Annotated in this window: 13 protein-coding genes; 9 read left to right on the top strand and 4 right to left on the bottom strand. The window is 65.0% G+C overall.

Annotated elements, in window-relative coordinates; all coding sequences use genetic code 11:
• Positions 1 to 101: 101 nt before the first annotated feature.
• Positions 102 to 1,268 (top strand): DNA recombination protein RmuC, encoded by a 1,167-nt coding sequence (locus ACQR3T_RS22630; protein ID WP_032380535.1) that lies wholly within the window; start codon positions 102 to 104, stop codon positions 1,266 to 1,268.
• A 20-nt stretch (positions 1,269 to 1,288) separates the two neighbouring features.
• Positions 1,289 to 2,452 (top strand): DUF6542 domain-containing protein, encoded by a 1,164-nt coding sequence (locus tag ACQR3T_RS22625; protein ID WP_428694886.1) that lies wholly within the window; start codon positions 1,289 to 1,291, stop codon positions 2,450 to 2,452.
• 36 nt (positions 2,453 to 2,488) lie between these two features.
• Here the strand turns inward: ACQR3T_RS22625 and ACQR3T_RS22620 are convergent, their stop codons facing one another.
• A complete protein-coding gene (locus ACQR3T_RS22620) occupies positions 2,489 to 3,496 on the bottom strand; it encodes a 4-hydroxy-3-methylbut-2-enyl diphosphate reductase (RefSeq protein WP_032380534.1) in 1,008 nt (335 codons plus the stop codon).
• An 88-nt stretch (positions 3,497 to 3,584) separates the two neighbouring features.
• Between ACQR3T_RS22620 and ACQR3T_RS22615 the strand changes: the two genes are divergently transcribed.
• The 3 genes from ACQR3T_RS22615 to ACQR3T_RS22605 all read left to right on the top strand — a co-directional run bounded on the left by ACQR3T_RS22615 (position 3,585) and on the right by ACQR3T_RS22605 (position 5,708).
• On the top strand, positions 3,585 to 4,181 hold the full coding sequence (locus ACQR3T_RS22615) for a lipid droplet-associated protein (protein WP_428694885.1): 597 nt from the start codon (positions 3,585 to 3,587) through the stop codon (positions 4,179 to 4,181).
• Between the two features lie 95 nt (positions 4,182 to 4,276).
• Positions 4,277 to 5,470, top strand: a complete 1,194-nt coding sequence (gene xseA, locus ACQR3T_RS22610; protein ID WP_032380532.1) for an exodeoxyribonuclease VII large subunit — start codon at positions 4,277 to 4,279, stop codon at positions 5,468 to 5,470.
• 13 nt (positions 5,471 to 5,483) lie between these two features.
• Entirely contained in the window at positions 5,484 to 5,708 is a 225-nt protein-coding gene (locus tag ACQR3T_RS22605) for an exodeoxyribonuclease VII small subunit (protein WP_032380531.1), read from the top strand.
• Here ACQR3T_RS22605 and ACQR3T_RS22600 read toward each other — a convergent pair.
• The gene (locus ACQR3T_RS22600; protein WP_032380530.1) at positions 5,705 to 6,277 is read right to left on the bottom strand and encodes a DUF4245 domain-containing protein; all 573 of its coding nucleotides are present in this window, start codon (positions 6,275 to 6,277) and stop codon (positions 5,705 to 5,707) included. The two genes, ACQR3T_RS22605 and ACQR3T_RS22600, sit on opposite strands and share 4 nt — an antisense overlap.
• A gap of 135 nt (positions 6,278 to 6,412) precedes the next feature.
• Here ACQR3T_RS22600 and glpX point away from each other — a divergent pair, with 135 nt between their 5' ends.
• Complete coding sequence (gene glpX / locus ACQR3T_RS22595; protein WP_032380529.1) at positions 6,413 to 7,453, top strand: class II fructose-bisphosphatase; 1,041 nt, start codon at positions 6,413 to 6,415, stop codon at positions 7,451 to 7,453.
• Positions 7,454 to 7,485: 32 nt separating this feature from the next.
• The gene (locus ACQR3T_RS22590; RefSeq protein ID WP_037171642.1) at positions 7,486 to 8,889 is read left to right on the top strand and encodes a class II fumarate hydratase; all 1,404 of its coding nucleotides are present in this window, start codon (positions 7,486 to 7,488) and stop codon (positions 8,887 to 8,889) included.
• A gap of 139 nt (positions 8,890 to 9,028) precedes the next feature.
• Here ACQR3T_RS22590 and ACQR3T_RS22585 read toward each other — a convergent pair whose 3' ends face one another.
• Positions 9,029 to 9,886 carry an acyl-ACP desaturase gene (locus tag ACQR3T_RS22585; RefSeq protein ID WP_037153528.1) on the bottom strand — a complete coding sequence of 286 codons (858 nt, stop codon included), beginning with the start codon at positions 9,884 to 9,886 and terminating at the stop codon, positions 9,029 to 9,031.
• A gap of 128 nt (positions 9,887 to 10,014) precedes the next feature.
• Here ACQR3T_RS22585 and ACQR3T_RS22580 point away from each other — a divergent pair, with 128 nt between their 5' ends.
• Both ACQR3T_RS22580 and ACQR3T_RS22575 read left to right on the top strand, forming a co-directional pair.
• Entirely contained in the window at positions 10,015 to 11,607 is a 1,593-nt protein-coding gene (locus tag ACQR3T_RS22580) for a serine hydrolase (RefSeq protein WP_428694884.1), read from the top strand.
• Positions 11,604 to 12,011, top strand: a complete 408-nt coding sequence (locus tag ACQR3T_RS22575; RefSeq protein WP_371829214.1) for a limonene-1,2-epoxide hydrolase family protein — start codon at positions 11,604 to 11,606, stop codon at positions 12,009 to 12,011. The genes ACQR3T_RS22580 and ACQR3T_RS22575 overlap by 4 nt, the downstream gene beginning before the upstream one ends.
• Before the next feature lie 106 nt (positions 12,012 to 12,117).
• On the opposite strand, the gene ACQR3T_RS22570 is transcribed toward ACQR3T_RS22575, so the two are convergent.
• Positions 12,118 to 13,443, bottom strand: a complete 1,326-nt coding sequence (locus tag ACQR3T_RS22570; protein WP_428694883.1) for a PhoH family protein — start codon at positions 13,441 to 13,443, stop codon at positions 12,118 to 12,120.
• Between the last annotated feature and the right edge of the window lie 19 nt (positions 13,444 to 13,462).

Below are 13,462 nucleotides of genomic sequence, written 5' to 3'. Positions count from 1 at the left end.
CGACAAACTATTCGAGGCGCGTCGGCCTGTCGGGAACCGAGGACGGTCCACGAACCCCGGACAACGAAGTCTGTCGGTACCTTCCTGCATCATCTGTTTCCATGAACATTCTCACGGCGTTCGGCCTGCTCGTGGCCCTCGGCATCGGAGCGGTGGTGGGCTGGTTGCTGCACGCCTCGCGGATGGGCGACAGAGCTGTGCGGGCCGAGGCGCAACTGGCTGCGCTGCGCGAGCACGAAGGCATGCTTCGGCAGTCGCTGAGCGCGGTCAACGAGGATTCCGCTCGGCGACACTCCACCGTGATCGGGCAACAGGTCTCGCACCTGGTCGAGCCGTTGCACGACGCCGTCGATGCACTGTCCGAGCACGTCCGGCAAGTCGAACACAATCGAATCAGGGCCTATGCAGGATTGTCCGAGCAGGTCACCGGCATGCACCGAGCGTCGATGCATCTGTCCACCCAGACCAGCCAGTTGGTCACGGCGCTGCGTGCCCCGCAGATCAGAGGACGGTGGGGAGAGATCCAGCTCGAGCGGGTCGTCGAGCTCGCGGGCATGCTCAAGCACTGCGATTTCGACACTCAGGTCAGCAAGGACGGCATCAGACCGGACATGATCGTCCGTCTCGCCGGCGGTCGTCAGATCGTCGTCGACGCCAAGGTGCCGTTCGCGGCCTACCTCGATGCTGCTCAGGACGATGCCCCGGGCGCTCGCGAGAAGAACCTGCGACGTCACGCCAAACAGCTGCGGACCCACATCGATCAGTTGGCCGACAAGGCGTACTGGGAGGCGTTCGAGCCGACGCCGGAATTCGTCGTGCTGTTCGTTCCCGGCGACCCGTTTCTGGATGCGGCACTGACGTCCGATACCGGCCTGCTCGAGTACGCCTTCGGAAGGAACGTGATCCTGGCCACCCCCACCACCCTGGTCGCGCTGTTGCGCACGGTGGCATACACCTGGAAGCAGGAGTCGTTGGCCGAGGACGCGGCGCGCATCCAGCAGTTGGGACGCGAGTTGTACACCCGCATCGGCGTCGTGTCGACGCACTTGGACAAGCTCGGGGCCAATCTGGGCAAGGCCGTGGACTCCTTCAACTCCACCGTCGGATCGGTGGACTCCAGGGTGAGCGTGACGGCGAGAAAACTGCACGAACTCGAGCTGTTCGACGCCGAGCCGGTATCGATCGGTCGGGTGGACGGGCGCCCCACACTGTCCGATTCGTCCCGCTACCGGCACGACTTCGGTCATGTCGACGATGCAGTCGGCTGAACTACGGCTAACCTCGAGGGGTGTCTACCTCCCAACGTGCCCGATCCGGGGTACCGCTGGATCACCGATCCATCCTCGCGACTCTGCCCGGTGTGCCCGCGTGGGGTGCCGTCGCGATCGCCGCAGGCCTGACTTTCCTCGGGTTTCTCATCGATGCCGCCCGCGGCACCGAGCTGACCGGCGCGTTCGCGTTCTTCTACATCCTCGGCTGCATCGCTGCCGTGGTGCTCGTTCGTTACCGCGGGCTGTTCACCGCGATGGTGCAAGCTCCGCTGATCCTGTTCGTCGCCGTACCGCTGTCGTACCAGTACTTCACCGACAACGCAGGTACCAGCCTCAAGGACATCATTCTCAACGTCGCGATTCCGCTGGTCAATCGCTTTCCGTTGATGCTGCTCGGTACCGTCGTGGCCGTCGGACTCGGAGCACTGCGCATCGTGCTCAAGCGGCAGAACACACATGCCCCCGCCGTTCGGCGAAGCCAGAAGGCCGAGGGCACCGCTCGTCGAAGCTTGAAGTCCGAGAGTGCAGTACGCCGCACTCCGAAGACCGGTGACGACAAGCCCACCCGCGCGCAGCGACGGGCGCAGGAAGAGCGTCCCGAACGCACCCGCAGACGGGCTACCCCGTCGGCCGATCGCAGCGCCGTCTCCGCGACGGAGGCCACCGATATCGTGTCCGAGCCGTACGTCGGCCGAAGAGCGTCCGACGCTCGTTCCAATCCGGCCCCGCGCACGTCACGGGTCATGGATCCGAGCGCGAGCCCACGCCGCTCGTCCGGGGCGGTACCAGCGCCGCAGAGCCGACACTCCGGAACCGACTCACCTCGGCAGGATCACGCCAGGTCGGAGCACCAGAAGCCCGATTACCAGCGTCCGCAGTACCCACAGGCTAAGCCTCAGGCCCGGCAATCACCGCGGCCGCAGTCGGGCGAACCTCGGTACTCGACGGAGCCTCGCCGTCAGCGGTCGACCCAGGTGCAGCCTCCCCGTGAGGTCCCCAGCCCGTACGCCACCGGCTCCCGGCCCGTCGTGACTCCCCAGACCACCTCGTCGAGCCAGACCGGCTCGTCGACCGACGCGAATCAGGCTCCCGGCAACCACTCGTTGCCCGGTGCCCATCGGGACGACATTCCGCCGCATCCGGTGCCGCAGGTTCGCTACCGCGACCGCCACACGGACTGAACGACTCCCGTGGGCGTCGGCGATCGGGTCGAAGACCTACCGAGCCGGACGAAGTTCGCGGGGAAGTGAGAACACCAGTGTCTCGTTTGCCGTGGTGACCGGCTGCACGTCGGCGTAGCCGTGCTCGGCGAACAGGTCGATGACGCCCTGCACCAGGATCTCCGGCACCGACGCACCCGAGGTGATGCCGATGGTCTCGACCCCGTCGAGCCAGGCCAGGTCGATCTCCTTGGCGTAGTCGACGAGGTAGCTGGCCCGCGCACCGGCGTTCAGCGCAACCTCGACCAGACGCACCGAGTTCGACGAGTTCTTCGATCCGACGACGATCACCAGATCGCATTCCGGAGCCATTGCTTTCACCGCGACCTGACGGTTCTGGGTGGCGTAGCAGATGTCGTCGCTCGGCGGGTCCTGCAGCGTCGGGAATCGCTCGCGGAGCTTGGCGACCGTCATCATCGTCTCGTCGACGCTCAGAGTGGTCTGCGACAACCAGATCACCTTGTTCTCGTCGCGGACGGTGACGTTGTCGACCGACTCGGGGCCGTCCACCAGCTGAATGTGCTCGGGAGCCTCACCTGCGGTGCCCTCGACCTCCTCGTGACCCTCGTGACCGATCAGGAGAATGTCGTAGTCGTCGCGAGCGAACCGCTTCGCTTCCTGGTGCACCTTGGTCACCAACGGGCAGGTGGCGTCGATGGTGCGCAGGTTCCGCTCCGCCGCCGAGGTGTGCACGGCCGGGGATACGCCGTGAGCCGAGAACACGAGCAGGGAACCCTCGGGCACCTCGTCGGTTTCCTCGACGAACACCGCTCCGCGATCGGACAGCGTCTCGACCACGTGCTTGTTGTGGACGATCTCCTTGCGCACGTAGACCGGCGCACCGTGTTGTTCCAATGCTTTCTCGACGGTCTCGACCGCACGATCGACGCCGGCGCAGTAGCCACGCGGCTCCGCGAGCAGCACTCGCTTACCCCCGGCGTACGCGGACTTACCCGCGCCGGCTGACTGTGTGATACCAAGATTCAGAGGAACGGCCGAAGACATACCTCCAGGATACGTGTAGGTCGTAACCTCGCTGCGTCTCCAGCCTGTCGGCTACCCAAAGTTCACGACTTCGGGCAGTCTGGTGGGCATGACTCGAGTCCCCTTTGCAGCTCGCGTGGCCGCTGGCGTCGCAGTGACCGTGGTAGAAGAGGCTCGCAAGCTTCCCGGTTCCGCCCTGATGCTGCCGATGACGGTTGTCAGTGAAGCGCTGGCGCGCGGTATGCGTTTCCAGCAGCAGGTGACGGCGTTGGCCATCAAGGGCGATCTGATCATCGCGACCCTGCCGGTTGTCGGCACTCCGCGCGAGGAGCAGCCCGCGTGGGCCTCGTTCGACGAGGACGACGATGCTTTCGATACCCCCGTCATCACCGACGACGTCGATGTACCCGATGCGCCGGTGGCCGAGCCGGTCGCCGCCAACGGCCGCTTTGCGCTGTACTCGACGCCTCCGCTGGACGAGCCGGTCCAGGACACCTCGGCCAAGCGAGCTCCGTCCGTCGACAAGCCCGAGATCGTCGAGATGATCGACTTCGACACCCTCGCGCTGGCGCAGCTGCGCGCACGGTTGCGCACGCTCTCGGTCGAGGACCTCGAGGCTCTGCTCGACTACGAGAACGACACGCTCGCTCGCGCACCGTTCCAGACGATGCTGGCGAACCGAATCACCACCGCCAAGGCCAAGTGAGCACTCCCCCAACCCAGTCCGGTCCCACCCAGTCCGGTCCCACTCAGCCGGGTTCCACTCAGGCTGCCGCGAGTTCCGCCGAACAGCCATGGCCGGTGCGTACCGTCGCGATGAAGGTCGCCGGCTGGATCGACAAGCTCGGCAGCATCTGGGTCGAGGGGCAACTCACCCAGATCAACGCCAGACCCGGCACCCGCACGGCCTTTCTGACGCTGCGTGATCCGTCGGCCGACATGTCGCTGTCGGTGACATGTTCACCTCAGCTACTCGACCGTTCGCCTGTTCCGCTGACCGAGGGCGCACGCGTCATTCTCTACGGCAAACTGTCGTTCTTCACCGGACGCGGAACCATTTCGCTGCGCGCCACCGACATTCGCGCTGTGGGCGTCGGCGAACTGCTCGCCCGCATCGAACGTCTCCGAGCTCTGCTCGCCGCAGAGGGGTTGTTCGACCCACGCCTCAAGCGACCGTTGCCGTTTCTGCCCGGCACGATCGGACTCATCACCGCCAGGGCCAGCGCAGCCGAGAAGGACGTCCTGACCGTCGCCCAGAGGCGTTGGCCTGCGGTTCGATTCGAGGTCCGCAACACCCCGGTTCAAGGACCTCAGGCGGTCCCGGCAATTCTGGACGCGCTGAAAGACCTGAACGATGACCCCGCTGTCGACGTCATCATCCTGGCCCGCGGCGGTGGCAGCGTCGAGGATCTGCTGCCGTTCTCGGACGAGGCCCTGTGCCGCGCCATCTCTCGAGCCACCACGCCGATCGTCAGCGCGATCGGCCACGAGCCCGACAGCCCGCTCAGCGACCACGTCGCAGACCTGCGGGCCGCAACCCCCACCGATGCCGCGAAACTCGTGGTGCCCGATGCCGTTGCCGAACAGGCGCTGGTGTCGGAGCTGAAGTCCAGAAGCGCTGCAGCTCTGCGTAACTGGGTCGAGCGCGAGGCACGTGGCCTCGATATGCTCCGGCACCGACCGGTATTGGCCGATCCATTGGCCTCCCTCGAACAACGTCGCGAGGAGATTCGACGGCTGCTCGACGCGGCTCGACGCGACGTGCAGCGCGAACTCACCACCCAGGACACGCTCGTCGAACATCTGCGGGCGCGGCTGTCGACGCTGGGACCGGCTGCCACACTTGCTCGGGGCTACGCCGTCGTGCAGCGGGTGGTGGCGGGCTCCGATCCCGAAGTGCTGCGTTCGGTGGACGACGCGCCGCCGGGTACACAGATCAGAGTGCGGGTGGCCGACGGTGCCGTCACCGCCGCAGTGATGGGCCGAGTGAAATGACGAAGGAGATTCGATGAGCGAGAACGAAGACAAGCCGGTTTCGGAACTGGGCTACGAGGAAGCCCGCGACGAACTGGTGGGCGTGGTGAGGATTCTCGAGCAGGGCGGGCTCGATCTCGATGCGTCCCTGGCTCTGTGGGAACGCGGCGAGCAACTGGCATCGCGCTGCGAGGAACAGCTTGCAGGCGCCCGCAAGCGGATCGAGACCGCGCTCGCGAGCACCGAGAAGGACGGCTAGGGAACGAGCGGTTCGGTTGCCTCGAGGATCGCCGCGAGAGTGGTGAAGTCCTCGGTGGTTGCGGTGCCGCCCAGCAGTATTCGGACGTCACCGAAATCGGAGACCCAGTAGTTTCGCGAACCTTCCTCGCCGTAGACCACCCAATCTCGACCCGACACGTTCTGTGCGCCCGACGCGTACGCCGTTTCGCTTCCGGCCACGAACGGAACCAGCTGTTCCTCGGACGCCGAAGACTGGGTCAGTTGCAAGTAGGCACCGGTACCGGTGATGTATCCGACAGTCGATACCGCTCCGCCGTTGTCGCCGGAGATGGTCGCGCGACTGCCCGAGTTGGGCGTCCAGCCCTCGGGAACACTCGGATTGCGCACCGGGAAGCCGATTTCGGATGCGTCGTACTGCAGCGCAGTGTTCACGTCGAAGTTGGGGATGGGCCCCTGCTTGGGGCCACCGGGGCTCAGCGAGCACTGGCTGGCCACACCCGCGATCAGCAAACAGGCAATGACCAGCGGAATGAGCGACCAGACCATGTCGCGGTTGTTGTTGAGAATCCGAGGTTTGCTGTTCGCCACTTCACCAGTATCCCCTCTGCGCGGCAGTGCTCGGTCGGCGCGTACCTCACAGTCGACCCGACCCCACCGCAGGCATCACAGAAGTGAGATAATCGCGCCTGGGTAACACCCCACCAACCAGGAGGCTACAAACCGATGACGGCCAGCACCGAGTCCACTCGCGCCATGGCGCCAGATCGCAACCTCGCACTCGAACTCGTACGCGTCACCGAGGCCGGTGCGCTCGCATCGGGCCGCTGGGTCGGTCGCGGCGACAAGGAAGGTGGCGACGGAGCAGCGGTCGATGCCATGCGTCAGTTGGTCGCCTCGGTCTCGATGCGCGGCGTCGTCGTCATCGGTGAAGGCGAGAAAGACGAAGCGCCGATGCTCTACAACGGCGAAGAGGTCGGCAACGGCAACGGTCCCGACGTCGACTTCGCCGTCGACCCCGTCGACGGAACGACGCTGATGGCCAAGGGCATGCCCAACGCCATCTCGGTCCTCGCCGTCGCCGAGCGCGGCGCGATGTTCGACCCGTCCGCCGTCTTCTACATGGAGAAGATCGCCGTCGGTCCCGACTACGCCGACGTCATCGACATCACCGCCCCCGTCGCCGAGAACATCGCTCGGATCGCCAAGATCAAGAAGGGATCTGCGTCGGACGTCACGGTGTGCATCCTCGATCGCCCGCGGCACGCCGAACTGATCCAGCAGGTGCGCGACGCCGGATCCCGCATCCGGTTGATCTCCGACGGTGACGTGGCCGGTGCGATCGCCGCTGCTCGTCCCGACTCGGGCACCGACATGCTCATCGGAATCGGCGGCACTCCCGAGGGCATCATCGCCGCCGCCGCGATGCGGTGCATGGACGGCGCCATCCTGGGGCGTCTGGCACCCACGGACGACGACGAGAAGCAGAAGGCCATCGACGCGGGCCACGACCTGGACCGCGTCCTCGACACCAAGGACCTCGTCTCGGGTGAGAACGTCTTCTTCACCGCCACCGGCGTCACCGACGGTGACCTGCTGCGCGGCGTTCGCTACGCAGGCGGCGGCGCGCACACCCAGTCCATCGTCATGCGATCCAAGTCCGGCACCGTGCGCATGATCGACGCCTACCACCGCCTCGAGAAGCTGCGCGAGTACTCCTCGGTCGACTTCGACGCCGACGAATCCGGCCAAGCACCGTCCTTCTGATCCCTGAAACCACGACTGGCAAAGTAAGGCTCATGACGCAGACAGACGAACAGCAGTTCCGGATCGAACACGACACCATGGGAGAGGTTCGCGTTCCCATCGACGCACTCTGGCGTGCCCAGACTCAGCGTGCGGTGGAGAACTTCCCCATCTCGGGACGTCCGCTCGAGCGCACCCAAATTCGCGCGATGGGTCTCCTCAAGGCAGCCTGCGCACAGGTCAACAAGGACCTGGGCCTGCTCGACGGTGCTTTGGCCGACGCAATCATCGCAGCGGCCACCGAGATCGCAGACGGCAAGCACGACGACCAGTTCCCGATCGACGTCTTCCAGACCGGCTCGGGCACCAGCTCCAACATGAACGCCAACGAGGTCATCGCGTCGATCGCCAAGGCGAACGGCGTCGAGGTGCACCCCAACGATCACGTGAACATGTCGCAGTCCTCCAACGACACGTTCCCGACGGCCACCCACGTCGCCGCGACCGAGGCAGCAGTCACCTCACTGGTGCCCGCGCTGAAGCACCTGCACGAGGCACTCGCCGCCAAGGCAGTCGAGTGGAAGACCGTCGTGAAGTCCGGCCGCACCCACCTCATGGATGCCGTACCGGTCACCCTCGGCCAGGAATTCGGCGGCTACGCCCGTCAGATCGAGGCCGGCATCGAGCGCGTCGAGGCCACCCTGCCCCGACTGGGTGAGCTCCCCATCGGCGGCACCGCCGTCGGCACCGGCCTGAACGCACCCGACGGCTTCGGCCCGAAAGTTGTTGCAGAACTGGTCAAGTCGACCGGCATCGATGCGCTCACCGCAGCCAAGGATTCGTTCGAGGCACAGGCTGCACGCGACGGACTCGTCGAGGCATCGGGCGCACTGCGCACCATCGCGGTGTCACTGACCAAGATCGCCAACGACATTCGCTGGATGGGATCGGGACCGCTCACCGGACTCGGCGAGCTCGCCCTCCCTGACCTGCAGCCCGGTAGCTCCATCATGCCCGGCAAGGTCAATCCCGTTCTGCCCGAGGCTGTTACGCAGGTCGCCGCGCAGGTCATCGGCAACGACGCCGCAGTTGCCTTCGGTGGCGCATCGGGTGCATTCGAGCTCAACGTGTACATCCCGATGATGGCGCGCAACGTCCTCGAGTCGTTCAAGCTGCTTGCCAACGTATCGGTGCTCTTCGCCGACAAGTGCGTCGTCGGCTTGGTTGCGAACGTCGATCACCTCAAGACTCTCGCCGAGTCCTCGCCGTCCATCGTGACGCCACTGAATTCGGCAATCGGCTACGAGGAAGCGGCCGCCGTCGCCAAGCAGGCACTCAAGGAAAAGAAGACGATCCGTCAGACGGTCATCGACCGCGGACTGATCGGCGACAAGCTCAGCGAGGAAGAACTCGACAAGCGCCTCGACGTCCTCGCCATGGCGAAGGTCAAGGACTAGCTTCCCCGCTCCCCCGCCGGACCCCTGAACGCGTGAATGCGCCCGCCCCCGGTGGGATCAATGTGGGTTTCAGTCACTCAGACTGCAACGAAGTCGCATTGATCCGCCGGGGGCGGGCGGTTTCGAAAGGGGCCGAACCTCAGGCCAGGTGCGCGAGTTCCTCGCGTGCCTTCAGGCCGTCCTCGCCCAGATCGGTGCGATCGAAGATCTTCCAGCCGGCGAGCAGGGGCTTGAACACCTTCTCGCGTTCCTGATCGGCGTCGTAGATGCCGGCTTCGGCGAGTGCGACGGTGCTGTTCCCGCGCTCGGGCAGGTCGACGACGGGGATGGCGAACCCGTTCACGCGATCTGCGATTGCGCGCGCGGCCTGATCCGGCACCACGGCGAAGGCCTCATTCAGGATGTTGGCGTAGAACGTCGACTGCAGTGCGTCGTCGTCGGCGATCTTGCCGAGGATGGTAGCCAGTACCGGATCCTTGCTGAGGGCAACCGTGTTGCGGTGACGCAGCGCGGCGGCAGCTTCCTCGATGGCGAAGTGGGCCAGGATATCGAGCAGATGATGGCTCGGCGCGTCGTAGCCGAGTGTCATGTGCTCCATCCGGACGCGCTCGAGCGCGACGGGATCGACGGCGCGGGTGAGTACCAGGAAGTTGCGCAGCACGATCGACTGCCGGTTCTCCTCCGATGTCCATCGGCCGGTCCACTTCCACCAGGCACCGAGGCCGGTGAGTGCATGGGCCAGTTCGCGGTGGTAGGCGGGCAGGTTGTCGGCCACCAGGACTGCGACCGTTGCGGCCAGGATTTCGACGTCGCTGAGGTGCGACTGCTCGGGCGTCCAGTCCTCGCCGCCGAGGAAGGCGAAATTCTTGCCCTCGTCGAACGGTGCCAGGTCGTGGGGGTGCCACTCGCTCGCTACCTCGATGTGGCGTCGTAGATTCTCTTCGACCGCGGGCTCCAAACGGACCAGCAGATCACCGTCGGACAGGTTCGTAGACATGTGGTAACCGTAGCGCCTGCACTCCAGCGCCCGACGTCATGCCCCTGACCTCTGTGATTTCTCCTAACGCCAGGTGGACGCAGGTCTATTCTCAGTGCATCCAGCCATCGACGTGAGGACTTCTCGTGATGCGGTCGGGTCGAAATTTTCTGTGTCTTTGTGTTGCGTGCTCGATGATCGTGCTGGTCGGGTGCTCGAACGACGCACCCACCGCAGAAAGTCCACCGACCTCCGAGCCGGTGCCGACCGAGGATCTGTCCCCCGGCCAGGTCTCCGGCGTCGACGTTCCGGCCGGCCGCATCGACGAGGCCGTCGGCAAGCTCGATGGCATCGCCGATGAGCTGATGGCGTCGTCGAACATTCCGGGTATGGCCATTGCCGTCGTGCACGGTTCGGACGTCGTCTACTCCAAGGGCTTCGGCGTTCGCGAGATGGGCAAGGACGACCCGGTCGACGCCGACTCGGTGTTCCAGCTGGCCTCGCTGTCCAAGTCGGTGGGTGCGACGGTGGTCGCGTCGCAGGTGGGCGCGGGCGTGATCGACTGGTCGACGCCGGTTGTCTCGCAACTGCCGTGGTTTGCGCTCGACGACCCGTGGGTGACTCGGAACGTCACGGTCGGTGACTTCTACGCGCACCGAAGCGGTCTGCCCGAGCACGAGGGCGATCTGCTCGAGGACCTCGGCTACGACCGCAGGCAAATCCTGGAGCGGTTGCGCGAGGTGCCGCTCGACCCGTTCCGGTCCACCTACCACTACACCAATTTCGGGATCACCGCCGCAGCCGAAGCCGTCGCTGCGGCGTCGGGCAAGGACTGGGACACCCTCAGCCAGGACACCATCTACGGCCCGCTCGGCATGACCTCGACCAGCTCGTCGTTCTCGGACTACATCGCCAGGGCCGACCGAGCCGTGCCTCACGTCCTCGTCGACGGCGAGTATCAGGCCAAGTACCAACGCGAGCCCGATCCGCAGACGCCCGCCGGTGGCGTCAGCTCCTCCGTGAACGACCTCGCGAAGTGGCTGAAGATGCTCATCGCCGACGGCACCTACGACGGGGCGAAGATCGTCGATCCCGACGCTCTACTTCCTGCCGTCAGCGCTCAGATCGTCTCGAGCCCATCCGCATCACCGGATTCGCGCGCGGGCTATTACGGGTACGGATTCAACGTCTCCACCAATGCGGCCGGACGCACGACGGTGAGCCATTCGGGAGCCTTCGCGCTGGGGGCGGGCACCAACTTCCTGTGGATTCCGTCGCTCGATGTCGCCATCGTTGTCCTGACCAACGCCGCGCCCCTCGGCATCGCCGAAACCGTGACCGCCGAGTTCGCGGACCTCGTCCAGTTCGGTGAGGTGCGTGAGGACTGGCGAACACTGTACAAGAATGCCTTCGCCGGAATGAGTGAGCCGGAAGGCGAGCTCGCAGGTAAGACCGCACCCACGAATGCCGCTGCACCACAGCCTCTCTCGTCGTACACCGGCGTTTACCAGAACACATACTGGGGGCCGGCGACGGTGACGGAGGTCAACGGTAAGTTGGTGTTGTCCCTCGGACCGAACTCGACTTCGTACGAGTTGTCGCCCTGGGACGGTGACACGTTCACGTTCGAGCCGACTGGCGAGAATGCGCCCGACGGAACCATTTCCCAGGCGACGTTCAACGCGAACACGGTCACACTGGAGTTCTTCGACGGCGATGGATTGGGGCGATTCACCAAGTGACCGACACACAGCAGGCAACCGAGATCGTGGAAGATATGTTCGACGCGTTGAGGCTTCGCGACACCGATCGCGCACTGGCCCTTCTCGACGACCGCATCGTGTGGCACAACGTCGGGCTTCCGAAGGTGCGCGGCACCACGAATGTCGGCAGGTTCCTGGCGTTGCTGGCCAAGCCGACGTTCGGCTTCGACGTCACCATGCACAACATCGCGGCCGATGGAAACGTCGTCCTCACCGAACGCACCGACGCCCTGATCTGGCGTCGGCTTCGCATCGAGTTCTGGGTGTGCGGAACTTTCGAGTTGCGCGACGGCAAGGTGGCCGTGTGGCGAGACTACTTCGACACTGTCGATTTTCTGAAAGGTGTTGCACGAGGAGCATTTCGCGCATTGACCGGTAGGTGAGCGGAACTTCGTAGTGGGCTACGAGGCAGGAGTGGAGCCTGCGGAATGACCATGCGGCAAGAGTGGAGCCTGCGGAATGACCCGCAGGCTCCACGTTCACGTAGGGTCAAGCTCCTGAAGGACCGAACTCCTCGAGCATTTCCGTCACCAATGCGGCGATCGGTGAACGCTCACTGCGGGTGAGGGTGATGTGCGCGAAAAGCGGGTGTCCCTTGAGCTTTTCGATGACGGCAGCAACGCCGTCGTGTCTCCCGACGCGCAGGTTGTCTCGTTGCGCGACATCGTGGGTCAGTACGACGCGTGAGCCCGAACCCAGTCGCGACAGTACCGTCAGTAGCACGTTGCGCTCGAGGGACTGCGCCTCGTCGACGATGACGAAGGAATCGTGCAGCGACCGACCGCGAATGTGCGTCAGTGGCAACACTTCCAGCATTCCGCGGGCGATGACCTCCTCCATGACCTCCGGGCTCGCGAGACCTTCGAGGGTGTCGAAGACCGCCTGGCCCCACGGCCCCATCTTCTCGCTCTCACTGCCGGGGAGGTAGCCGAGCTCCTGGCCACCGACGGCGTAAAGAGGCCGGAACACAACAACTTTCCGATGCGAGCGACGTTCGAGAACGGCCTCGAGTCCGGCCGTCAGCGCCAGAGCGGACTTGCCGGTGCCGGCCTTTCCACCGAGCGAGACGATACCGATGCTCTCGTCGAGCAGAAGATCCAGCGCCACTCGCTGTTCCGCCGAGCGGCCGTGCAGGCCGAATGCCTCACGCTCACCGCGCACGAGCTGAATCTGCTTGTCGGGCGTGACGCGCCCAAGCGCACTCTGCCGTCCGGCAAGCAGTCGAACTCCCGTGTGACACGGTAGGTCTCGCGCCTCTGCGAGGTCGATGACACCGTCGTTGAACAAGGTGTCGACCGCATCGGAGGGCACGTCGAGCTCGGTCATGCCGGTCCAACCGGACGGCACCACGTCGTGAGCGTGGTATTCGTCGGCGGGAAGCCCGACAGCACCGGCCTTGACGCGCAACGGAATGTCCTTGCTGACGAGCACGACGTCCTTGCCCTCAGCCGCCAGATTCAGGGCACAGGCGAGGATTCGGGAGTCGTTGGAGTCGGTACGAAATCCGACGGGAAGCACCGAAGGATCGGTGTGATTGAGCTCGACTTGCAGTGTGCCACCCGATGTTCCGATGGGAACCGGCTGGTCGAGTCGGCCGAATTCGACGCGAAGGTCGTCGAGCATGCGCAAGGATTCCCGCGCGAACCATCCCAGTTCGTGATGGTGGCGTTTGCCCTCCAACTCGCTGATCACGATCAACGGAAGTACCACATTGTGCTCGGCGAACCTGATGACTGCCCATGGATCCGAGAGCAGGACCGAGGTATCGAGCACGAATGTCCGAAGAGGGGCGGAAACGGAGCGTGAAGTGTTCACGTGGGGCTCCTACGTCTGC

The organism is Rhodococcus sp. IEGM1428 (genome assembly GCF_050321865.1).
Lineage (GTDB): Bacteria > Actinomycetota > Actinomycetes > Mycobacteriales > Mycobacteriaceae > Rhodococcoides.
This window is presented reverse-complemented; position numbering and strand designations above follow the sequence as displayed.